This window comes from Paenibacillus sp. RU5M (assembly GCF_900221055.1).
Lineage (GTDB): Bacteria > Bacillota > Bacilli > Paenibacillales > Paenibacillaceae > Paenibacillus > Paenibacillus marchantiae.
The window spans coordinates 143983-165650 of record NZ_OBQM01000011.1; the positions used below are offsets into that span (position 1 = coordinate 143983).

At 45.9% G+C, this 21668-nt stretch carries 21 protein-coding genes and 1 pseudogene; 12 read left to right on the forward strand and 10 right to left on the reverse strand.

What is annotated here, in order from left to right; genetic code table 11:
- Positions 1–41: 41 nt before the first annotated feature.
- A complete protein-coding gene (locus CRO25_RS26450; RefSeq protein ID WP_063565813.1) occupies positions 42–467 on the forward strand; it encodes a MarR family winged helix-turn-helix transcriptional regulator in 426 nt (141 codons plus the stop codon).
- Between the two features lie 24 nt (positions 468–491).
- Positions 492–866 carry a helix-turn-helix domain-containing protein gene (locus tag CRO25_RS26455; protein WP_063565814.1) on the forward strand — a complete coding sequence of 125 codons (375 nt, stop codon included), beginning with the start codon at positions 492–494 and terminating at the stop codon, positions 864–866.
- 60 nt (positions 867–926) lie between these two features.
- Here the strand turns inward: CRO25_RS26455 and CRO25_RS26460 are convergent, their stop codons facing one another.
- Positions 927–1997 (reverse strand): SDR family oxidoreductase, encoded by a 1071-nt coding sequence (locus tag CRO25_RS26460; protein WP_064641544.1) that lies wholly within the window; start codon positions 1995–1997, stop codon positions 927–929.
- 251 nt (positions 1998–2248) lie between these two features.
- Positions 2249–2746, reverse strand: a complete 498-nt coding sequence (locus tag CRO25_RS26465) for a DinB family protein (RefSeq protein WP_079697042.1) — start codon at positions 2744–2746, stop codon at positions 2249–2251.
- 203 nt (positions 2747–2949) lie between these two features.
- On the opposite strand from CRO25_RS26465, the gene CRO25_RS26470 reads away from it, so the two are divergent.
- Positions 2950–4269 (forward strand): sensor histidine kinase, encoded by a 1320-nt coding sequence (locus CRO25_RS26470; protein ID WP_079697043.1) that lies wholly within the window; start codon positions 2950–2952, stop codon positions 4267–4269.
- Positions 4270–4358: 89 nt separating this feature from the next.
- Here CRO25_RS26470 and CRO25_RS26475 read toward each other — a convergent pair whose 3' ends face one another.
- Positions 4359–4976, reverse strand: a complete 618-nt coding sequence (locus CRO25_RS26475) for an NUDIX hydrolase (RefSeq protein ID WP_079697044.1) — start codon at positions 4974–4976, stop codon at positions 4359–4361.
- Positions 4977–5196: 220 nt separating this feature from the next.
- Here CRO25_RS26475 and CRO25_RS26480 point away from each other — a divergent pair, with 220 nt between their 5' ends.
- From CRO25_RS26480 to CRO25_RS26490, 3 genes are read left to right on the forward strand one after another with little or no spacing between them, the layout of a single operon-like run.
- Positions 5197–5565, forward strand: coding sequence for a DUF4180 domain-containing protein (locus CRO25_RS26480; RefSeq protein WP_079697045.1), 369 nt, complete (start codon positions 5197–5199; stop codon positions 5563–5565).
- A 22-nt stretch (positions 5566–5587) separates the two neighbouring features.
- On the forward strand, positions 5588–6070 hold the full coding sequence (locus tag CRO25_RS26485; RefSeq protein ID WP_079697046.1) for an SRPBCC family protein: 483 nt from the start codon (positions 5588–5590) through the stop codon (positions 6068–6070).
- Positions 6071–6116: 46 nt separating this feature from the next.
- Positions 6117–7244: an SGNH/GDSL hydrolase family protein gene (locus CRO25_RS26490; RefSeq protein WP_079697047.1), complete on the forward strand. Its 1128-nt coding sequence runs from the start codon at positions 6117–6119 to the stop codon at positions 7242–7244.
- 112 nt (positions 7245–7356) lie between these two features.
- Here the strand turns inward: CRO25_RS26490 and CRO25_RS26495 are convergent, their stop codons facing one another.
- Positions 7357–7890 carry a dihydrofolate reductase family protein gene (locus CRO25_RS26495; protein ID WP_371129267.1) on the reverse strand — a complete coding sequence of 178 codons (534 nt, stop codon included), beginning with the start codon at positions 7888–7890 and terminating at the stop codon, positions 7357–7359.
- 74 nt (positions 7891–7964) lie between these two features.
- Here CRO25_RS26495 and CRO25_RS26500 point away from each other — a divergent pair, with 74 nt between their 5' ends.
- From CRO25_RS26500 to CRO25_RS26515, 4 genes are all read left to right on the forward strand, one after another.
- Positions 7965–8864: a YafY family protein gene (locus tag CRO25_RS26500; protein WP_079697048.1), complete on the forward strand. Its 900-nt coding sequence runs from the start codon at positions 7965–7967 to the stop codon at positions 8862–8864.
- 259 nt (positions 8865–9123) lie between these two features.
- Positions 9124–9390 (forward strand): CD3324 family protein, encoded by a 267-nt coding sequence (locus CRO25_RS26505; protein ID WP_079697049.1) that lies wholly within the window; start codon positions 9124–9126, stop codon positions 9388–9390.
- A 212-nt stretch (positions 9391–9602) separates the two neighbouring features.
- The gene (locus tag CRO25_RS26510) at positions 9603–10160 is read left to right on the forward strand and encodes a class I SAM-dependent methyltransferase (protein WP_072733877.1); all 558 of its coding nucleotides are present in this window, start codon (positions 9603–9605) and stop codon (positions 10158–10160) included.
- A 27-nt stretch (positions 10161–10187) separates the two neighbouring features.
- Complete coding sequence (locus tag CRO25_RS26515) at positions 10188–10766, forward strand: hypothetical protein (protein ID WP_079697050.1); 579 nt, start codon at positions 10188–10190, stop codon at positions 10764–10766.
- On the opposite strand, the pseudogene CRO25_RS26520 reads toward CRO25_RS26515, so the two are convergent.
- The 3 genes and pseudogenes from CRO25_RS26520 to CRO25_RS26530 form a co-directional block, all read right to left on the reverse strand.
- A pseudogene (locus CRO25_RS26520) lies at positions 10761–10862 on the reverse strand (hypothetical protein); the annotation flags it as partial. The gene CRO25_RS26515 and the pseudogene CRO25_RS26520 overlap by 6 nt on opposite strands.
- A 149-nt stretch (positions 10863–11011) precedes the next feature.
- Positions 11012–12829, reverse strand: a complete 1818-nt coding sequence (locus CRO25_RS26525; RefSeq protein WP_256863755.1) for an AbfB domain-containing protein — start codon at positions 12827–12829, stop codon at positions 11012–11014.
- Between the two features lie 287 nt (positions 12830–13116).
- Positions 13117–14562 carry a DEAD/DEAH box helicase gene (locus CRO25_RS26530; protein WP_063565829.1) on the reverse strand — a complete coding sequence of 482 codons (1446 nt, stop codon included), beginning with the start codon at positions 14560–14562 and terminating at the stop codon, positions 13117–13119.
- 692 nt (positions 14563–15254) lie between these two features.
- Between CRO25_RS26530 and CRO25_RS26540 the strand changes: the two genes are divergently transcribed.
- Positions 15255–16193 carry a macrolide 2'-phosphotransferase gene (locus CRO25_RS26540; RefSeq protein WP_079697053.1) on the forward strand — a complete coding sequence of 313 codons (939 nt, stop codon included), beginning with the start codon at positions 15255–15257 and terminating at the stop codon, positions 16191–16193.
- Positions 16194–16229: 36 nt separating this feature from the next.
- Positions 16230–16922 carry a hypothetical protein gene (locus tag CRO25_RS26545; protein WP_079697054.1) on the forward strand — a complete coding sequence of 231 codons (693 nt, stop codon included), beginning with the start codon at positions 16230–16232 and terminating at the stop codon, positions 16920–16922.
- A gap of 118 nt (positions 16923–17040) precedes the next feature.
- Here CRO25_RS26545 and CRO25_RS26550 read toward each other — a convergent pair whose 3' ends face one another.
- The 3 genes from CRO25_RS26550 to CRO25_RS26560 all read right to left on the reverse strand — a co-directional run bounded on the left by CRO25_RS26550 (position 17041) and on the right by CRO25_RS26560 (position 21558).
- The gene (locus CRO25_RS26550) at positions 17041–19326 is read right to left on the reverse strand and encodes a 5'-nucleotidase C-terminal domain-containing protein (protein WP_079697055.1); all 2286 of its coding nucleotides are present in this window, start codon (positions 19324–19326) and stop codon (positions 17041–17043) included.
- Between the two features lie 179 nt (positions 19327–19505).
- A complete protein-coding gene (locus tag CRO25_RS26555) occupies positions 19506–20549 on the reverse strand; it encodes an NAD(P)/FAD-dependent oxidoreductase (RefSeq protein ID WP_064641577.1) in 1044 nt (347 codons plus the stop codon).
- 34 nt (positions 20550–20583) lie between these two features.
- Positions 20584–21558, reverse strand: coding sequence for an ABC transporter substrate-binding protein (locus tag CRO25_RS26560; protein WP_063565837.1), 975 nt, complete (start codon positions 21556–21558; stop codon positions 20584–20586).
- Positions 21559–21668 lie beyond the last annotated feature (110 nt).

The following is a 21668-nucleotide window of genomic DNA, read 5'->3' on the forward strand; positions in this document are numbered from 1 at the left end:
TTGAATAAGGGCTGTTGTTTTATTTTTGCGAGGAGGAACACATGGAAGAACAGAACATTTTTGAGCTCATACACAACATGGACAATTTCACCAATAAATTGATTATACAGTGGAACAAATCGTTTAATGAGGACCTCGGCGTCTCTCATGTGCTTGTACTCAGTCATCTCAATCAAAATGGAAAAAGCCGACCTTCGGATATTGCCAAACTATTGGGCCTGACCCCGCCTACGCTCAGCTATTTAGCTGATAAGCTGGTTGCCAAGAAATTAGCCGTCAGAATGGTAGATGAAGCTGACCGCCGTATTATATATTTGAACATTACTGACAAAGGGATCGAAGTCCTCGAAAGAGCAATATTGGAGGGGCAGAAGCTGCGTAAGAATTTATTCCAGAAACTGAACGAAGAAGATCGTGCCCAATTAGTAAACATTTTTGAGAAGATGAATCGGGAGATTGAAAAATAGCCTGGAAGGGAGACAGAGGGTGATATGGAGGAACCGCTCAAAGTATATAACACTGCAGTTGAAGCTTTTCTTGAAGTGATCGGGGGAAAGTGGAAGCCCGTTATTCTATTCCATCTTACCTTTGGCAAGAAACGTAATGGTGAGCTGATGAAGCTGATCCCTGCAATCACCCAGAAAGTGTTGACTCAGCAACTTGGTGAACTAACGGAGGCGGGGGTCATTGTCCGTATTTCCCATCACCAGGTCCCGCCTAAAGTGGAGTATGAATTAACAGAGTATGGGTGGAGTCTTAAAGAGATTCTTCATCTGATGTGTAGGTGGGGCGATATACACGTGGAGAATGTTTATGGTGATCGAGGAAAAATTCTGTTTAAGCCGCCAACTACTACGGACCGTTGAGGAACTTATATAAGCCGATTCTGGAATTCACGAATCGGCTTATTATGCATTTTATTTACTTTACGGAAGGATCTTGCGCTCACGTAGATTTCTGAAAATATCCATAAACATAGCCTCAGTGTCAATAAAATCATGAAATCCGAAGCGGCGAGCTTTGGAACCATCTGCGAAGAAGTCATAATCCCACGAGAAGACAAAGTCACCAAATACCCAGGAAGAGACATCATCATAAGGGGTGTTTACCAAACCATACTTTTCAATCATGGATTTCCAAAGATCTTCTTTATCTGCCATCACTGTTGCAAGTGAGAGGGGGAGTGGAGGTGCGGTTTCCAATTCGAAAAATGCAGCGATTCTGGGCCATAGCTCATTCCAGCGAAACAGATCGCCATTGGTGATATTAAATGCCTGATTGGCACAGCGAGGTTCGGTTGCTGCCCATACAGTTGCATGAGCCAGCAATGTGGCATCAGTCATTTCAAGAAGCGAATGATACGCTCCTGGTTTCCCAGGGAATCGAAGTGGCAAGCCAAGCTCCTTGGAGATAGACGCATAAACGCCAATAACCATGGCAAGGTTCATTGGATTACCCAGGGCAAATCCACATACAACTGACGGGCGCAGGGCTGACCAGGTCCAGCTACTTCCGGGTTGCCGATTCTCGAGAAACATTTGCTGATCGACATTGAATTCAGGGGGCATATGATGTGCATCTGTTTCTTTGGCAGGTGTTTTGAATGGACCCAGATGTGCACCGTACACTTTATAACCTTGCATTAGGCTAATATGTTGGAGATTTGGAGCGATCGGTTCTATGGTATTCACCACATTGACGAGCATGGCCAAGTTGGGCTGTACCAATTCGGCCCAGGTTGGGCGATCCTGATACGCGGCGTAGAAAATATGCGTAACGGTCGTTAAATGACTCAGTTTGTCTTGTGTGTCTGCTTCGTTCAGTAAATCAGCTGATATATAACGTAACTTGGGGGCATCTTCTCCTCCGCGGCGAGATACACCAATGATATCCCATTGCGGAAGTGTCATCAGATAATCGATGAGGTTTCTTCCAATGACACCTCCAGCACCGATGACAAGCGCGGTGTAACGGGTAACCAATTGTTCGGTTTTCAATGGACATGCTCCTCTCTTCTTCTGTTCATATTGTGGGTCAGAAAAAGAAGGATGAGAAGTACGCACCTCAAAGTCATATACGTACTTTGAAGTAATATATGAGCCTGGAGCAGGATATGAGCGTTATAATCTGCACTTCAATGGATGTCACTTGCCTATAACCACAAGAAGCTGTAAAAGGAACAATCGTCCTTTCACAGCTTAGATGTATGTGTCTGTAAATTCGTCCAATTGATCGGATGTAAATAGGGTTACGCTGGGAAACCGCCTCCTGGTGGTGGCCATGCCCCGTAGAAGCGACGCAGCAGCACAATCTCGCCCAGATGGTACGAGTTATGAGATGCGATGTTACGCAAAAGTCCGGCTTTGGTTTCGCCTGGGAAATACGGCAGTGAATCATCCAACTGCACCGTTTCGGCAATCGTTACTGCTCGATCTACCCCGTCCAGGAAGGCCTGAATATCTGCCTCCCACGCTGCTTCATCCTGAGGACCCGTATCTTCTGGCCAACTCTCCATCACATTCGCTGGAAGCTGCGGCTTTCTTCCTTCCAAATGCTCCAACATAAATTGTTGCCAGTAATGCATATGTTTCACCAATTGATAGATACTGTATGGCATATGTTCATGTTTGCGACTAGCTAGTTCTACGCTAATGTCCGGTAGAGCGCGTGCAATACGAATATGTCCGCGTTCTCCGACTAGTGATTTGACTAGGGCTTGTCCGAACAGTTGATTGGTTTCCGACATGTGAAATCATCCTCTCTTTGTTCATCTGGTTGAGCTTAATGGATGTGTAATTAATATTATACAATTAAATTTTGCGAAATCAAAATGTTTAACTATTTTCAGTCACAGGATTTCTAAAGGATTCTTCATATGTTAGTATTTTTAAAATCAGAAGTGCGAATGAAGCTTTGGCGCTTAATTGGGATTATGGTGGGTGGGATAAGATGCGCAATTGGGTTCGTAATGAAAATGTGCAAATGACTGCAGTTGCTTTTGCCACAGCTGTGGGAGCGCTTTTTAAAATAAATCCTTTTCGGGAAGATTACTTCCGGATTGGTCTGGGTGTAAGTATACTTTTATTTTTGCTGATGCTTATGCCGCATCTGTCTTATGTGAAGACGGGGATTTTGGCGGGGATTGCAAACTTCATTTTTCAATCGGCTGACTTACTGAATCATGTGAATTCGATCTCGATCATCGAAAGCATGCAGGATAATCTGGGCGCGGGAATGTATTATGTCGTGTTCACCTATGGCCTCAGCAAACTCAAGAACAGATTCCATGAGATACCGCCTCTTGTGCTAGGTGGATTGATTACGTGTATTGATTTTTCCTCGAATCTCGTGGAGCTATTCATTCGCGGTGTGTTGAGTGGGACCAATATCTTTTATATGAAAGAATGGCTTTATCTGCTGGTGCTCGGTGGTTTGCGAAGTTACTTTATCATCGGGCTGTATAACAGCTTTGCGGTGAGGCAGATGCGACTGCTGCATGCTGAGCAGGAGAAGCGGATGGAGCAGATGCTGAGCGTTAACTCAGGTCTGTACGGTGAAGTCTTTTATCTGAAAAAAGCCATGAATACGATTGAAGGCATTGCCGTGGACAGCTACGACCTTTATCGCGATCTCAGAGAGAAGGACTTGAACCAATACAGCCAGCGGACGCTCGGCATTGCTCAACAGATTCATGAGGTCAAAAAAGACTCCCAACGTATCCTTGCAGGTCTGTTGAAATTGTACGATAGTGAAAAATCAGTGAATATGAGCCTTTCCGAGGTACTGAACTTTGCGACCAAGGGAAATCGGAAATATAGTGAAATGTTGAACAAAAAGATTGAAATCCATATCGAGCAACAATATGATTGCGACTCCCCTTACTATATTCCTCTCTTAACTGTAATGAATAATCTGATCGCCAATGCCGTGGAAGCCATTAAGAACGACGGAACGATTCGGATTCGAGTATTGGAAGAGGGAGCCGATGTGCAATTTGTGGTTATCGATTCTGGGAAAGGTGTACCCGAGGCAAAGCGAGACGTGATCTTCGAACCGGGTTATACAACCAAATTCAATGAAGTGGGCATTGCAGCAACCGGAATTGGCCTGTCCCATGTACGTGATATCGTTCAGTCTCTGGAAGGCCGAATTGGCGTGAAATCAGCGCCGCAAGGCGAAAAGGGCTCCACATTTGTTGTATCGATTCCGAAAGTGAATCTTATTAAGGAAGACGGTGCAGACGACTCTTTCTATCCAGATCGTGGATGATCCAGCCAAATCCCCTTCCGCAGACGATGTATCGTGGCCCAATGGTATGATGGGTTTATACATCGTCGCTATAGGGGGTTTTTATGGATTTAATCCAGAATCACTTTTTTATCGGGCTGGTCAAGAAACTCAAACATGGTTTTAACTTGTTCAACCGTATTTCTTTCTAATGAAAGCTCAGGCAATTCGTCCAATGAGAAGAATTCAACCGCACTGGTCTCCACCCCTGTTTCAGCTTTTCCTCCTACAATCTCACATTGAATAAACATCTTATATACATGATAGGGTTCGGGTGGGTGATCATGAAATTTCTTGTCTAATACTGCTAAAAGTCTTATCGGCAGGACATCGAACCCGGATTCTTCTTTCATTTCTTTCACGGCTACCTCTGATGGCGAGAGGCCGATGTCGCCCCATCCACCTGGTAAAGCCCACGCTCCATCTATTTTTTCGCGAACCAACAGTATTTTACTTTCCCTGAAAACAACACCTCGAATATCAACTTTAGGCGTTGCGTAACCGGAATCACTTGCAAATGAGAGTGAAATTTTTTCTTTGTTAACCGAAGTGTAGTTGGCTAGGATATCGATACTCATCCGTCTCAATTCTTCATAACGTTCAATATCGTAAATATCTTTTGCATAGGTTAATCCGGTTTGGGCGATAGCCTGTATTTGCTTTGCCCATTCTAACCACTTCATGTCCATCAATAACTCCCTCTTTCTGCGAGAAGTCCACAAGAAATTAAGCTTCATAGGAAACATTCCCATTATAGCAGAAGAACTGTTGTAAATAATTACAATCATGGGGATATCCATTGTAGCCGGAGGGTTCAAATGAATCTGTAAACACACTTAAAAAGTCGTTGCTTTCACTATGGAACTGCGAGATATTATAAAAGAAAAGCTGTGCGGAAGGAGAATTAAAATGAATATAACTATTGACCAACAGGGCAGCTCCAAGGTTGCCATCATCGAAAGCAATAACATCGTTATTAACAATGTTCAAGATGCACTGGATCTGATGGCCTCCGTGAAGTATACAGATGACGCCCATAAAATCCTGATTGATAAATCCAACCTCACCGAAGATTTCTTCGAACTGAAGACCAAACTTGCAGGTGATATTTTGCAGAAATACGTGAATTATCAGGTGAAACTTGCCATAGTCGGAGAGTTTGATGGATACAACAGCAAAAGCCTCAGAGACTTCATCTATGAGTGCAACCATGGCAAGCATGTTTTCTTTTTGAATAACAAAGAGGAAGCACTCCAGGCTTTACATAATATCCATTAATCCTTATAGAGGAGGTACCATTATGATTGCAGATTTGAAGCGAGTACCGAATGGCACCCTGGCTTGTTTCGAACGTCATTGGAAGCACGCTGCGGAGGATGTATGGTCCTTTTTGACGGAAAACGAAAAGCTTGCAAAGTGGTTCTCCGAACTCGAAGTAACGGATCTTCGGGAAGGGGGAAGCATCAAGTTTAATATGCCGGATGGTACCTTCAAGGAACTCGATATTATCGAGCTTATCCCTGGCTCTGTTCTAGAATACACTTGGGCAGAAGACCGGGTTCGATTTGAGCTGTATCCAGAGCCGAATGGGTGTCGTCTGCTACTGATCGAAACCATTCATCACATCACAAGCCATACACCTAAGGATCTAGCGGGGTGGCATGTCTGCCTGAACGTCATTGAGGCATTACTGGATGGAAGTACCCTGGAATCTCGCGAAACAGAATGGAAAATCTGGTACGAGAAGTACCAGAAGCATGTAGACCATTTTCTCAAAATCTAGTCATATGAGACTGCCCTTTGTGGCAATAATCATGCGGGAGGAATACATGGTGGGAGTTAATGAGAAATTACAGACGTACGCGTTATCTGATGTCAGCAATCTCAAAGTACATGGCAGAACGACAGGACAACGGTCGCCCTTAACCTTATTTTGGACCGGAAGCGCGGTTGAACTTCATGTAAAAGGCTCTGAGTTGTGGGTAGAAATCGAGTCTGATTATGACCTGTATGAACCTTGGATCAGCATTCTGATTAACGGTGTCCCGGTGAGCAGACAGATGTTAATAGCGGGAAAGTATTGGATCTGTGTATTCCGAGGCATGAACGAGAATGTGGTGAAAAATGTACGCATCGTCAAAGATGTACAGGCCATGAATGGAGATCCGGGCTGTTCCTTGCAGATTCATGCGGTGAAATCAGATGGTGTCTTCGTGCCTGTAGAGGAAAAACCGTACAAGATTGAATTTATTGGCGACAGTATTACATCTGGAGAAGGTGCGATCGGGGCCAAAGCGGAAGAGGATTGGATTCCGATGTGGTTCAGTGCCATACATAATTATACGGCCATGACAGCAGAAGCGCTGAATGCAGAATACCGCGTCATCTCCCAGAGCGGCTGGGGTGTGCTGACGAGTTGGGATAACAATCCGAATGCCAATATCCCTGCTTATTACGAGCAAATCTGTGGATTGGTGACCGGAGATAAGAACGCAGCGCTTGGGGCAGGGGATAAGCATGATTTTAACGCCTGGCAGCCAGATGTAGTGGTGATTAACCTGGGAAGCAATGATGGAGGAGCTTTTCAAACTCCGGCATGGAAGGACCCCGCTACCGGAAAGGTGTACAAGCAACGCCTGAACGAAGACGGGACTTACCATGAAGAGGATCTTGCTGCTTTTGAGAATGCCGTGACCCGCTTCCTAATTCAACTTCGAAAAAACAATCCTGAGGCGCATCTCTTATGGGCATACGGCATGCTTGGGTTCCCGATGATGCCAGCGATTTATCGTGCTGTTGACGCGTATACGAAACAGGCTGGAGATACAAAAGTTACGGTTATACAGCTTCCCAATACGACCGAGGAGACGGTAGGCGCCAGAAGCCATCCGGGTGAGTTATCTCATCGAAGAACTGCTGATGCGTTATCGGAATATCTAAAGGAAATTTTAAAATAAATTTTAATTTACATTTGAAATCGGAAGAGCCAGACCTCTCTTAGTTAGAGAGGCCTGGCTCTTCTTTTAGTACACCTTATACATCGAAAGGGATGTGTTAACTACGCTAAAGTTACTTCCCTTGTACCTGATAGCGGATCGAAATGATCTGCCCCAACGTCTGCGTATGAGCCATTTTGAAATGGGTTGGTACCGTTCCTGTTGGAAAGAGGGGGATTCCATCACCAAGAATTTTCGGAATAATGGCAATCTCAACCTCATCGAGCAGTTGTTGTTCCAGAACGGCTTGCACCAGCTGGCCTCCGCCAACAATCCAAATGTCACCGCTGGAGTCCTGCTTCAAGCGAGGAATCAGGTTCTCCACAGCCTCGTCCGTAAATTGTACATGTGGTGCAGGGGCTTGTTTGGAACGGGAAAGTACATACGTCGGGCGATCCGCATAGGGGAAATCCTCTGACAGCTTGAGCACCTCTTCATACGTAAGACGTCCCATAACCACCGATCCAATCGTTGAATAGAACTCGCCATACCCGTTATCGCCACCATCGCCTTCCACATCAAACAGCCAATCCACCGAACCATCCGGTCTTGCAATGTACCCATCCAGACTCATCGCAATATATAACACAACTTTATTGTTAGACATATCAATCGCTCCCTTCTGAAATGTATGATACACTCCATCTATGACAAATGTTGACGTAGTTAGGTGGGGTGAACATGAATAATCGAAAACTCGCATTGATGCGACTCATGGATTCGAGAAAGAAATTTACGGCTCGTGAATTGGCGGAGCGTTTTCAGGTGTCGATTCGTACGATCCAGCGAGATCTGAATGATCTGCAGGAGTTGGGCTTTCCTTTGTATACGGAGGTCGGAGTGAACGGGGGTTACCGAGTGCTTCCTAATCGGATTTTGCCACCTCTTCAACTTACACAGCATGAGGCTTTGGGGTTGTTTATGATGATTGAATATTTGGAGAACGTCCCGGATTTTCCGTATGGATCGATTCGTGAGCATCTGGCCGAGGAATATTATTCAACTTTGCCTCAGGATGTACAGGATCTGATTACACGGATGAGGCAGCACATTACGTTCCTTCAACATCATGCTGTACAGGTCGAGGCAGTAACAACAGAGATATTAGGCGCGGCAGTAGATCAAAGAGAGATTGAATTTATATATCATTCCCGGCAGGGACATAAAAAAGTACAGGTCTTCCCCATCGGCATCTATTACGATCACGGGTATTGGTATATGCCGGCCAGTAGGAAGGATCGGGTGCTGTTGTATCGGGTGGATCGCATGCAGGAGCTGGTTATGCTGGATTCTATCGACGAGTCGGTTCCTAGTTTGAAAGAGTGGCTGAATTATAAGGAAAATAGAAAAAGCGTAGAAGTGGTGCTGCAATTCACGGATTTTGGGGCGAGACTGGCAGGATCAGATGTACTGTTCAAGTCGGTTGGAGGGAATGAGTGGAGAGGACTTGTCCCGCCTGAGGAGTTTCCTTTTACAGCGCGGAAGCTGCTCTCCTATGGGCCTGAAGTGAAGGTAATTGAGCCTCTGGAGCTGCAACAACAAGTGAGAGAGATGCTGGAACGGAGTTTGAATCAGTATTGAATGTTGTAAAAGGATATCGTGTTCTCATATGGAACATATAAGAGTACCATGAAAGTAACTTAGAATGGGGGGCTACCATGATTCAATTTATAAGAAGTTTCACGATCCGCTCTATGCAGAGTCCATGCGATGAACAACGGCGGTTGTTTGTATAGAGCTTGAAATCTATTTCCGCCACACCACTATAATGCGTATAACAAGTGTTCATCGGTTGACTCTGCTGCCTTAAAGATCTTAACTTTTAAGGAGCGGAGCAAATATGAAATATATTAACGCAGACACGATCTTTCCGGAATCATTACTAAAGGAGATCCAGCGTCATATCCCTGGTGGAATGGTGTACATCCCCAAACCCAAGGAAACCCATCAAAAGTGGGGCGAGAATTCGGGCAGCCGGATGATTTTGAAGCAAAGGAACGATGAGATCCGCCAGCTCTTTGCTGCGGGCATGTCCATCGACCAACTCATTGAACAATTTTGTTTGTCCATCGACAGTATCAAGAAAATTGTATATTCCAAAAAGTGATTAAAGGATTAGAGCTGCACTCGAGAAATCGAATGTGGCTTTTTGTGTTTTCTACGTTTTTAACCCACAGTATTCGCAAGGTTTGTCCTTCCGGAATATGATATAGCATGCCAAGGTCGCAAATCTTCATTATTCTTCTTAGTTTCATCGACTGCTTCTACAGATTTGAATTCTATACTGATCTCAGAAATCAACTTAGGGGGTCGGACAGCATGGAGTGGTTATCTTTTTTGAAGCAATACATCCAGGGTCCCAGATGGATTGGGGCGATTGCCCCCAGCTCAAAATATCTAGCAGCGAAAATGGTGAAAGACATCGCATTTGACCGTGCATCATGCATTGTGGAGTATGGGCCGGGCACGGGGGTGTTTACGGAAATGCTGCTTGCGAATATGCAGCCAGGGACGGTTCTGATCCTGATTGAAAACAACGCCCGCTTCTGCCGGCTGCTTCGCAAAAAGTACGGTCATCTTCCGAATGTACACATCATTCACGATTCTGCCGTGCATGTCGATCAGCACATGCAACAATATGGACTGGACAAGATTGATTACATTGTATCCGGACTGCCTTTTGCGAGTCTGCCTGCGGAGGTATCACTGGACATTTTAGCTAAATCAAGGCAATATTTGAAGAAAGATGGCAAGTTCATTACTTTTCAGTACACGTTACTCAAACGGGGATTGCTCAAGCAATTTTTCGAAAACGTAAGCATGACAAGGGTGTACCGTAACCTGCCGCCCGCTTATGTATTCAGCTGTAGTCGATAACAAGAACGCACAGGATGGAGGATGATTTTGCGTAAATTAAATTATATCATCGGAACAGTTACTCTGATGTCTATCATAATGATGGGGTGTAACGAGTCCAAAAAAATCGAAAATATTCAAGAGTCAGCTCCATCTTCAACTAGTCAGTTGAGTATATTGACGAACCAAAAGGCATCGGCCCAGGAAGAGCAGCAGGCTCTTGAAATGACCTTGGATTATAAAAAGGCGGAGTTTGCAGTCGATAACATGGAGGGTAAAGAATTATTAACCGTAGAAAATGTGCTAGCCAAGAAAGAGATTTTGAAGCCCTTCCTGACTGAACGGAATCTTGAAAGAAATAGTATGGGTTTACCATTCCAGGTGGCAGACAAAGAAGATGCGTCACTGCATGCTAAAGATATAAAAGCGAAGATGAAAGAAAGTAAAAATGATTGGATGCTTGTGGAGTACACACTGAATTTAGTATTTACGAATTATGATGGAGAAGAAACGAAGACCATTCCGTTAGAAGGGGAGATTACCTTTTTACAGGAACAAGGAGAATGGCGTATTCAGGACGACACATACAATATGAAAGAAATCTTGGATATCGTCAATAAGTCATAGTAATTCATTTAGAGTCTGTGAGTCCGATACGTTGTGTACTCCCCATTTGCATATTTCCTCGAGAATCGGCATCAGGCTTTGCCCCCTGAGTGTTAAGGAATACTTTACCTAGATAGGCCCCTTCAAGTAGGTACACACCAATCATAAATTTTATACAGCAAAAGAGGCCACGTCTTCAGTATGAGTTCTGAAGAAGCGGCCTTTTTTCGAGATGTGTATGCTCATTCTCATCTCCGATCGCTAAACTAAAAATCGGTTCGCCCAAACGTGGCGTCACCCTTCACCGTTGTGCTGCTGGAAGCATTGATGGCATCCAGCTGCAATACGTAGTCGTAATGTCGGATGTAATATCCGGGCTGGCTGTACGACTGGAGGGATAATTTGGAGCTGTCAGCCCACCCGGGGCTGCTCAGGAATGTGGCATCTCCTTTATAGGTGGCGGTATCCGTGTATGCCTCAAGTACGATTTTGTTGCTGGCGTTGCGCTTCAGGAAGTAGCCAGGAAAGTTGATAGACTCCAGTGAGATGCCTGTAGAGCTGGCCAAGCCGGGTACGACGCGGAACTGGGAATCCAGTACAGGTGAGACGTTGGTGTCGATCCGTGCAGTGAAGTTGGAATGACGGATGTACCGATCCGGATAATTGAAGGAGCTGAAACGGCTGTAATTCGTCGCATCAGGTGTTGCTGGGCCTAACATTTTGACTTCATGCAGGGTTGGGGTGTACCAGTTACCCGGATTGTTCCATAGGACAGCGTTGACCATATTGATACGTACATACCGGGCGGTAAAATGAACAGCGTCGGTCGTAAACCCATAGGTGGTATTACTGGTTCGATCCAGCGTGGAGTAGTTGACGCCATCGTTGCTGATCTCAATTTTGTATTTATAATAACCTTCCGATCCTTTATACATAAACCAGGAGATATCGATCTCTGTGATGGTCTTCGGTGCACCGAAATCGACCTGCCACCAAGCTGGCCAAGTACTGGACGATGCTGCCCAAGAAGTCTGATAGTTGCCGTCATTGACATTGGATGCAGATGAGCCGGAGGCTGTGGAGATGGCGGTAGCTGTTTTGCCTTGGGCGTGATTAACAAGAGAAGGTGGCGTTACCGTGCCTGTTACAGCATCGATATTCCACTCTTTGTACCATTCCAGTGAGGCGGTTCCGTTTGAATCGTTCAAGGTTAAAGGAAGCCAGATATGCTTATGTTCACCGAGATTAAGTGGATTCCAGCGGTCGCCCATATAAATATAGGATGTGGTGTTGCTGCCTGTAATCGTGGCAATATCATGGATCTGGGAGCCGAAGGCCGATGGATTGCCATAAGGTGTAAGAGCGGACCACGTGCCTGTCATGGACGATGCGGTTGCATACGCGCCCTGGTTTGGATACCAGCCAGCAGCCTGGGAGGTGAAGAGGTAGTATCGATTGCCCTTTTTTACAACGGCAGGAGCTTCACGGTAGGCATTCTCGAATTGCCAACCCACAAAGGATTCCACACCGGTATAGCTGGCGTTCATTTTGAAAATAGCCATGGTATCATTGGCCCCGCCATTCTTGCGGGAAGCTGTGATCAGATAACCTGTACCGTCTGTATCTACGAAAACAGTCATGTCGCGTGACTCGTAATCCAAAGGTCGAAAACTTCCCTCATACGTGAATTTTCCGTTCGGTGTACTGCTGGTCGCTACCGCAACCCGCCCCAGATTGTAATCAGTACCGTTCTCGTAATGCGCCCATAGCACATACTGTTTCGTGGAGGCATTGTAGATGACTTTGGGACGTTCAATTTTGCTGGAGGCTAGCTCGGTGGCCGAATCCTTGGTCAGTATGGCATTGCTGAACGTCCAGTTCTTCAGATCGGTTGAAGTATAGACATTAACGCTGTCAAACTTACCGCTGACTGCATGCTCTCCGTACCAATAATACGTGCTGCCGACTTTCAGAATGTTTCCGCTATTGGCCTGAATGGGGTTGCCTGCGGTATCCAGCCAATCGGAACCGTTGGTGATGGTCACGCTTGCCGCTCTGGTCCGTTCTGGAAGAACACCAAACATGGTTAGCGTGAGCGCGAAGACCAGAAACCAGACTGCTTTCCTGTTGCCCATTACGTACACCTCCTAATATCGGTCCTTTGTGAAGCGTTTACATATTTAGTGTAATAAAAATGGAATCTTGTACAAGTGAACAATGTGTACCCTGATGAACAAATGGAACTTTATCCTGAATATAGCGGCGATAGCGAGTCATTTACCTCATTCAATATATAAAAAAGGGATCGTAGACTTATAAAATAAGCTACGATCCCTTTTTGAATAACACTCTATTTAAACAGGTTCAAAACCTATTTATGACCTTTGCGAACCTTGAGCTGCATCTTTTTGATCGTTGTATTCTGCATGAGCTCCAGTACGAGTGGGCCTTTGCCGTTCAGGATCTCTACATCCGTCACATTATCCAGAATCGTAATGATCCCGATGTCGTCTGCAGTGACGCCTTCAAGCTTGGCGATGGTGCCTACAAAGTCTACCGCACGGAGTTTCTTTTTCTTACCTCCGTTGAAGTTCAACTTCATGATCTGTTGGTTCAACTGTTCACGCTTGTCCTTTTTGCGTTCAGGCACGATCTTCAAACGCTTCTCGAACTCTTCCCGACGACGGTCAACAGCTTCCTCGGAAGGAGCTTTCACGACAGGAATGGCAAATCCGATATACGATTCGATCTCGGCCAGACGTCTGCCATCCTTCGGGGTAACCAAGGTAAAGGCTTTACCTGTTTTACCAGCGCGGCCCGTACGACCTGTACGGTGCACATAGCCTTCTTTTTCCAAAGGAATATCGTAGTTGATGACATGGGTAATATTCGTGATATCAATCCCGCGTGCGGCAACATCCGTTGCAATCAGATAACGGAATTGTCCTCTTCTGAATGCATTCATTACTTCGATGCGCTCATCTTGTTCCATGCCTCCGTGGATACGATCGGCTGGATAATCGAGGTCAGCCATGACACGGAACAGTTTATCGACGTTCTCCTGCGTACGACAGAACACGATACAGCTATCTGGATTTTCAACAATAAACAGGTCCTGAAGCAGCGCCGTTTTGTTCACCTCTGGTACGTGAATCACAGCATGTTCAATCGTGGCTGTGGTAAGACCACTTGCCTTGATCTCAATCTCGACCGGATTGTTCATGTATTTGCGCGACAGCTTGGCTACATCTTCAGGGAACGTCGCAGAAAATAACATCGTCACTCGCTCACTAGGCAGTGCTTGAATAATGGATTGTACCGTCTCGATGAAGCCCATATTCAGCATCTCATCGGCTTCGTCAATGACAAGGTATGAGATCCGATCCAGTGGCAGGGTGCCACGTTCGATATGGTCCAATACCCGTCCAGGTGTACCTACAGCGACATGTGTTCTTTGTTTTAACTCGGCTTTCTGAACATGAAAAGGGGACTGACCGTATAATGCGGTTGCTTTAATACGCTTAAAGCGTCCGATATTGGTAATGTCTTCGTTCACTTGCAAAGCCAGCTCGCGGGTTGGCGTGAGAATCAAAGCCTGCGGTTTATTTTCGTTCCAATCTACCAGCTCACAGACTGGAATGCCGTAGGCGGCTGTTTTCCCGCTGCCTGTTTGGGATTTGACCACAAGATCTTTATTTTCAAGGGCTACTGGAATAACTTTAGTTTGAACCTCAGTTGGGGTTTCATAGCCCAGGCTATCCAGCGCTTTTACAATTTCTTCGCCAAGTCCATAATCTTTAAATTGTTGCTTACTCATCGTTAACCTCTTTTACGTTAGTTTTGAATACAAGAGCATATTGCATAATTCCTTAAAGCGACTTGTACACGGGAGCGTTTGGAATCGAATTATGCAATATGCTTATGTACAAGCATTGCACCGTACATTTATCGTATACCTCTTCATTATACTCTATATGCAGGTGGGTTAACGGAGTAATTCACAATGATGTTTAAATCGTATGATGCAAACCAACTCTTTCTGAACTCCAGTCCCATAATTCTACGGCACGTTCGGGGCTGTAGGATTCCTCGGAAGAAGGCTCCATCCAAAGGGACAGTTACGGTTTCTGAGTCAACAAAGTTCCTACACATCGCTGAAAAAATAACAAAAAACCACCATTTAAGCTGGAATCAAAAAATGGAATATGTTAACATATGGGTAACTTACGGAACGGAGGGATACGTGTGGCAAATTTTATCCGATGGAGATAGTATGGCGAAACGTTTGTTTGCGCTTGCTGTGTTTCTGCCTGTGTGCAGCTCATCGGGATCGGTTTGCCTATTTACACGTATGCCGCTAGTCATTAAAGAAACACTCGTTTAGAGTGGTTCTTTAGTGTACTACTATTTTTCTGCGAGCATTCAGGTACACCCAATATCCGAAATGAACTGCACAGGCATGGATGTCTGTGTTTTTTTATTTTATTGAGGTAAAGGGGAAATCCTGAAATGACAAAATCGAACGTGAATGAGCAGTTTGAATTTCAAAAGGAACTAAAATCTTTAGCTGCACAGAACGGGCTTCATATTGCTGAGGAATCCATGAAAATCAATGAGTCCGGTATGGACTTTCGGGTAGCGTTTGCCACCGATGAACAGGGACAACAGTGGATACTGCGCCAGCCACGGCGTGAGGATGTATGGGAGCGGGCTGAAAATGAGCGCAAGGTGCTGGAGGTTGTAAAAAGCCATCTTCCGGTAGAGGTACCGGAGTGGCGAATTTGTACGCCGGAACTGATCGCTTATCCTTTACTTGATGGAGAACCGATTGCGGTCGTCGATCCGGCAGGGGGAGGGTACGCATGGCGATTTCCACAGGAAAGCTTATCCGATGATTTCTTCGATTCGCTCGCTGCTACCCTTGCCGCATTGCACAACATTGATCCTGATGAGGCGGTAAAGGGCGGAGTGCGCAGCAAGACGCCTACAGAAGCTCGTAAAGCTTTTGCAGCCAATATTGAGGGGATTAAACAAAGCTTTGAGGTGCCAGATCAACTGGCCAAGCGTTGGGAAGCTTGGCTGACAACGGACAGCTATTGGCCTGAGCACTCCAAGTTCAACCACGGTGATCTGCATCCGCCGCACATTATCGTCGACGATGCCCAGCGTGTTACTGGACTTATTGATTGGACTGAGGCGGAGATTGCCGATCCCGGCAAGGATTTTGTTATCTATTATGCACTCTTCGAAGAGGAAGGCTTGCGGGATTTGCTCAATCGCTATGAGAAGGCAGGGGGAAGGGTGTGGCCTCGGATGTTGGAGCATATTCGAGAACAGTGGGCGGCATACCCGGCAATTGTGGCACAGTTTGCGTTAATCACTGGGGAAGAATCCAATATGGAAATGGCGAGAGGCATGCTTGTAAGCTGGGATGTCAAGAGGGATTAATATAAGGTGAGAAAACGCTAGGGAGGAGAAGGATGCGTGACACAACTTCGTGTAATGTGTTGGTTGTTTGCAATCACGTTAACAGTCGGTCTATTGGGTTGCTCGGCCCCTTTTTCTAACTCGGATGATGAATCAGATTTTTTAGATGTTCTCTCCCCAGAACGGTTACAGGAACTGAGGGAGGACTACACATTATCGCCACAGTCTCTCGTGACTCCATGGATGAAAAAAGTGACCTTTAGAGAAATCATGGACTTCTCAGATGCAGTTGTTGTGGCAGAGGTTGTCAACGTCCTGCCGAATCTCAGTATGGTGTTGACCACTGAATCAGATACACCTGAACGCAAAATGGCAGAAAAGCAGGAGAATACGGGAATGACTCCCTACGAAGCTGAGTTCGTCTCTTACAAAGTAAAGGTTCACGAAGTGATTGTAGGAGGAGATGTAGCCAAGGAGACGTTTCTGTTCTATAACGCAGCGTTTGCGGCGCTCGAGCCTAAACTTATGCCTGGTCAGAGAATAGTTACAGCGATCAATAAGGGAGTAGGGTCCGAGCAACATGGAGGTTATTTCTTCTCTCGTTATGGTATGTACTATATCGTCGATGGGGATTATGTCCTTTCTGCCTATGAGGGGTTCTCGAACGAGGCGCTTGAATTCACCAAACAAACGAATGGAATCAGGCTGGAGCAGTTTGTGAAAAGGGTGCGAAGCTTAGCGCAGGAGTAAGTGAACACGTAACATACGGCTCTAAAATCCAAAAAAAGTAAAAGACCTCTTCCACATGCATTGTGGAGGAGGTCTTTCTTATTAATAGATTAATTACCTAAAGTCGTCAATTGGAAGTCTATTTCAGCATAGTTACGTATTTTCCGTAGACATAAGCTACGCGTCCATCCAGTTTCACTTTGACCCAGCCATACTTATCTGTACTGATTACTTCAAGGACGGTGCCTTTCGGTACGGCAGTAACTACTTTGGCTTTGGATGAAGCGCTGGAGCGCATGTTCAGGTAGGCCGCAGTAACCTTGGCTTGTTTACCTTTAACGACTGTACCCGGTTTACTTGTACCTGGTGATGTCGATGGTTTTCCAGGTTTCGATGTGTCTGGTTTCGGTACTGTTGGTGTCGTCGGCTTCTCAGGTGTAGTAGTCTCTTCCTCACCACTGCCAGTGGACGCCTTACGAGCTTTATTCAGCTCTTGATAGAACTCACCTTTGGTTTTCACGCCAGAGAATTTCGCGATACTTACGTTCGCTTTGGAGGCAAGTGCGGTCATTTCTTCTTGAGTCACCGTATCCAAAATGTTAATGGACGCAATATTGGTATACTTGCCATCTTCTGTTGTAGGAACAGACATGATGCCAGCATTAATTAGCTCTACGATATCTGCACGTGCAGGTGCTGTCAGATCAACACCGGTGATTTTCCAGTTGTGCTGGATTTTCGGTTCGTAAACGCCCTTCATCACGTCTTTGAGATAAGCAATGGACAGATTACGGATCGTACCTTGAATCTCGCCAAATGCTGAAGCATCCTTGGAGGACCATAATTGCTTGAACTTACGTCCTTCCAGTGCCCCACCTTTGGCAATCAGGGCTTCCATCCGGTAGGCATTCATGCCGAGCTTGAGCGTATCGTCTTCTTTAACCACTTTGCCATTACTGTATTTTAGGTTCGTAATCCGACTGCCGTAAGGCTTGGTCAGGTCAATCTCATACGTCACTCCGCCGAAGAAATCGTCGGTGCTGTATTTGGAAGCACGTCGTTTCGGATCAAAACTGATCGTTACATCACCAGGACGTGTGGAGTTAAAATAACCCGCAGACCATTCCATGTAATCCTTCAGATCACGTCCGGTCACTTCATATACCGTTACTTCACCAAAGGTATATTGGTAGTTGAACGCGATATCCTTTTTCTTGATCGGTCCGACATCCAACTTGGCCTTATCGTTATCGATCTGATGTGCAACAACATCGGCATCGCTATAATGCATCATGACTTCAGTGAAGAAGTCTGAGAGTGGTGTCTCCTGAATCTGCACAGCAGGAATACCTTTGATCTCATCTGCTGGCACCAGGTTGGTTCCTTTTAGTTCAGCTACTTCAATGTTGGCATCAGCACGAGCGAACTCATGAAACGGATGCAGTGTATCTTCCAGTCCGGGATCGGACACTTCATAAGAGCCATCAGCTGCTTTTACAGCGAGTGCTTGTGCTTCCTTGCTTTTCAGTACAACCTTGTCGCCTTCTTTGGCAAACGTGAGGTCAATCCGTGAAATATGTGAACCATATTTGTTCGGCTCGGAGATCAATACGCCGTTAACCGTTTGGGATTCAATCAGGGTATGCATGTGTCCGGCAAAAATGGCAGCCAGCTCCGGGTTGGCATTGGCGATATCCGTGACCCCGGTTCCCGGGTTCCCGTTCTCGTTATCCAGTCCCATATGCATGAGTCCAACCATGACATCCACTTTGCCTTTCAGCTCAGCGATGGCCTTCTTGGTCTCTTCTACAGGATCTTTGACAATGATGCCATTCAGGTGATCCGTACCTTTCTCGAACTCCGTAATCATAGGTGTGTTCATTCCGATGACACCAACCTTGATACCATCTTTCTCAATAATCGTATAAGCAGGCATGTAGCGGTCGCCGTTTTCTTTGAAAATGTTACCTACCAAGGGTTGTCCCTTGAACTGTGAGGAAATCTTCTCTAATACGTCCAATCCAAAGTTAAATTCGTGATTTCCCATAACCCATGCGTCATATTTCATTTCGTTCATTGCGACCATCATGGGAGATTGAGGTTGATCGTTGAACAGTTCAGCCGAGTTGTCCTGAATCATGTCGCCTGCATCCAGCAGAATCGTATTCGGATTATCAGCACGTACTTTTTTTACAATCGTGTACAACTGCGTCATGCTGCCTGTTGGATTTGGACCGTCCAGGGCATAGTCCCACGGCATAAATCGGCCATGAATGTCTGATGTTCCCAGCAACGTAATCTTGGTTTCCTTGTCTGCTTCAGCAGCCTGAGCCGGAGTGGAGGCAAAAGGTGCGAAGAGGATGGAGGCACATAAGAGGAATGATAAGGGCCATCCGGCGTAACGTTTCGGTGAAAATTTGCGCATGTTGTAATCTCCCTTGTTATCTAGTGTTATGTAAAGATATCTGTAATTGGATTTAATACTAGATTAACAAATGGTGAATGTAAACCACAAAATGACAAATAAAAGAGACTACTCCGATCATTCCATGGAAACACCACAAGGAATGATCGGAGCAGTCACTACACGTTTCTTTTATATGTTTAAACTTCTTCCTCAACCATACCCAAAGCCCGGTTTTTCTCTTTGAACAGCTCATTGTGTGAAGATACATATGCCATTAGTGAAGCATCTGGTTGTATATATCGCTTAGCACTGTTTAGTGCGAGAATACCGCTGGTAAAAGTGCCTGCCAGTAATTCAACTTTACTATCATAGGCTACAAAATCGCCTGCAGCGAATACACCGGGAACGTTGGTCGTCATCTCGGCTCCCACCTCCAGGTTCCACTCACCGAGATCCAGACCCCAATTCCGGATGGAACCATAATTGCACTTCATGCCGTGATTGACGATGACCGCATCAACCTCCAACTGCTCTCGCTCTGACGTCTCAGTATGGAGGAGGGATACACGATCAATTTGTGTCCCGTCGCTGCTGTGGAGCGCTTCAATGGTATAGGGTGTCCGAACCTGGACGGAGGAGTTCTTCATCATCGTAACACTTCGCTCCAGACCGCCAAAATGATCCCGGCGATGAACGATCGTTACGCTGCTGGCAATGGACTGCAACTCATTGGCCCAGTCCACAGCGGAATCTCCTCCGCCCGAAATTAGTACCCGCTGATCCCGGAATCGTTCTAACTCCTGAACCGTGTAGTGCAGGTTGGTCACCTCGAAGCGATCTGCTCCTTCAATCTCAAGCTTGACGTTCTGGCGCTCGCCATAGCCAATGGCCAGAATAACGGTCCTGGTCAGATGTTGCTGACCGTGATCAGCGGTGAGCAGGATGGTTCCATCTTCCTGACGCTCCATGCCGACAATCCGCTGGCCGAGCACAATCGTCGGATCAAATGTGTGGGCTTGTCCAATCAACTGGGCAATGAGTTGTTCCCCACGAATTGGGGGCATGGCCCCAACATCCCATATCATTTTCTCAGGATAGGTCAGGACTCTTCCGCCCAATTCATCCTGTGCTTCTATGACCTTGGTCTTCAGTTCTCTCATTCCGCTATAAAAAGCCGTGTATAACCCGGCGGGTCCTCCGCCGATGATGGTCACATCATATCGTTCAAGTGAATCTTTCATCGCTAACCTCCATGATTCGTTGGGCAGAAACCCTTTATTTTTTGAGCATCACAGGGAGCTGTTTGATCAGTTCTTCCCTCGCCAGCGGATCTGTTGATATACCTAGCCCACCATTCACGAAATATACTTTACCGGCTTTGATAGCGGGTAGTTGGCTCCATACGGGACCCTTGGTCATGTTCTCAACTTCCTTCAATTCTTCGTCACTGTAATACACAATGAAAATCCGGTCCCCGGCAATTTCGGGCAGCTGTTCGGTGGAAATATCGGCATAGCCATAGTCATCCGGGTTATCAATCATTTTCTGAATCGCTGTGGTTGGCTTGAATCCATCCTTGTTATAGACAAAACCGGTCAGGTAACTGGTCGTGTACACACTCAATCTTTTCTGGCCAATCATGTATTGAAATACGGATGCCGTCTCGTCCTTCTGAATGGTGCCATCCTGCTGCAGTGCGGTCCACATCTTCACAATCTCAGCTTCATGACGTGCGAGAAATTCTTCAGGTAGTTGCTTGTTGCCGAGCCACTCGCCCAGTCGCTTGATCCGATCAGGCATAGGGTCCCATTCATTGGTCAGGATAACCGGAGCGATCTTGGAGAGCGTCTCATTCTGCTTTTGGTCGGGAGTTGATGTAATAATCAGATCGGGCTGAAGTTCCACAATCTTCTCCGGACTTGGCGGCCAGCCGATATCTGCAACATCTTTCAGTTCGTCTTTATACGTCGCGTATTGCAGACCTTGCTGTACCACACCTACAGGCTTGATACCAAAAATTAATAGATCCCCAACGGTGTTGTCTGTGTATACGATACGTTTGGGCGCTATGGGAATCTCCACCTGGTTACCATAGGCATCGGTCGCCATTTGGGTTCCTTTTTCCTCAGTTTGGCTGGTGGTCTGTGCTGTATTACTTGTTGAATCGGCTGTTTTACCGCAAGCTGTTGCAACCAATACAATCAAACATAAGGTGAGCAACGTGGTGAATCTCGACATTTTGTGTATCATGAATATCCCCCTGTATGGTTAAACATTTACTGATAATCATTATCAATAAACCAAGTGTAATGCCGTTCAAGGGTGCATTCAATGGAATAATAGGACGTTTTTTTTGCATT

What these genes read in the sequence shown, in the direction of transcription:
- CRO25_RS26510 (WP_072733877.1), top strand. Translation starts at nt 9,603, where the DNA reads ATGGAGTGGTTATCTTTTTTGAAGCAATACATCCAGGGTCCCAGATGG.
- CRO25_RS26560 (WP_063565837.1), bottom strand. Translation starts at nt 21,558, where the DNA reads ATGATACACAAAATGTCGAGATTCACCACGTTGCTCACCTTATGTTTG.
- CRO25_RS26475 (WP_079697044.1), bottom strand. Translation starts at nt 4,976, where the DNA reads ATGGACATGAAGTGGTTAGAATGGGCAAAGCAAATACAGGCTATCGCC.
- CRO25_RS26450 (WP_063565813.1), top strand. Translation starts at nt 42, where the DNA reads ATGGAAGAACAGAACATTTTTGAGCTCATACACAACATGGACAATTTC.
- CRO25_RS26540 (WP_079697053.1), top strand. Translation starts at nt 15,255, where the DNA reads ATGACAAAATCGAACGTGAATGAGCAGTTTGAATTTCAAAAGGAACTA.
- CRO25_RS26550 (WP_079697055.1), bottom strand. Translation starts at nt 19,326, where the DNA reads ATGCGCAAATTTTCACCGAAACGTTACGCCGGATGGCCCTTATCATTC.
- CRO25_RS26530 (WP_063565829.1), bottom strand. Translation starts at nt 14,562, where the DNA reads ATGAGTAAGCAACAATTTAAAGATTATGGACTTGGCGAAGAAATTGTA.
- CRO25_RS26500 (WP_079697048.1), top strand. Translation starts at nt 7,965, where the DNA reads ATGAATAATCGAAAACTCGCATTGATGCGACTCATGGATTCGAGAAAG.
- CRO25_RS26455 (WP_063565814.1), top strand. Translation starts at nt 492, where the DNA reads ATGGAGGAACCGCTCAAAGTATATAACACTGCAGTTGAAGCTTTTCTT.
- CRO25_RS26490 (WP_079697047.1), top strand. Translation starts at nt 6,117, where the DNA reads ATGGTGGGAGTTAATGAGAAATTACAGACGTACGCGTTATCTGATGTC.
- CRO25_RS26480 (WP_079697045.1), top strand. Translation starts at nt 5,197, where the DNA reads ATGAATATAACTATTGACCAACAGGGCAGCTCCAAGGTTGCCATCATC.
- CRO25_RS26465 (WP_079697042.1), bottom strand. Translation starts at nt 2,746, where the DNA reads ATGTCGGAAACCAATCAACTGTTCGGACAAGCCCTAGTCAAATCACTA.
- CRO25_RS26505 (WP_079697049.1), top strand. Translation starts at nt 9,124, where the DNA reads ATGAAATATATTAACGCAGACACGATCTTTCCGGAATCATTACTAAAG.
- CRO25_RS26525 (WP_256863755.1), bottom strand. Translation starts at nt 12,829, where the DNA reads ATGTTTGGTGTTCTTCCAGAACGGACCAGAGCGGCAAGCGTGACCATC.
- CRO25_RS26485 (WP_079697046.1), top strand. Translation starts at nt 5,588, where the DNA reads ATGATTGCAGATTTGAAGCGAGTACCGAATGGCACCCTGGCTTGTTTC.
- CRO25_RS26555 (WP_064641577.1), bottom strand. Translation starts at nt 20,549, where the DNA reads ATGAAAGATTCACTTGAACGATATGATGTGACCATCATCGGCGGAGGA.
- CRO25_RS26470 (WP_079697043.1), top strand. Translation starts at nt 2,950, where the DNA reads ATGCGCAATTGGGTTCGTAATGAAAATGTGCAAATGACTGCAGTTGCT.
- CRO25_RS26495 (WP_371129267.1), bottom strand. Translation starts at nt 7,890, where the DNA reads ATGTCTAACAATAAAGTTGTGTTATATATTGCGATGAGTCTGGATGGG.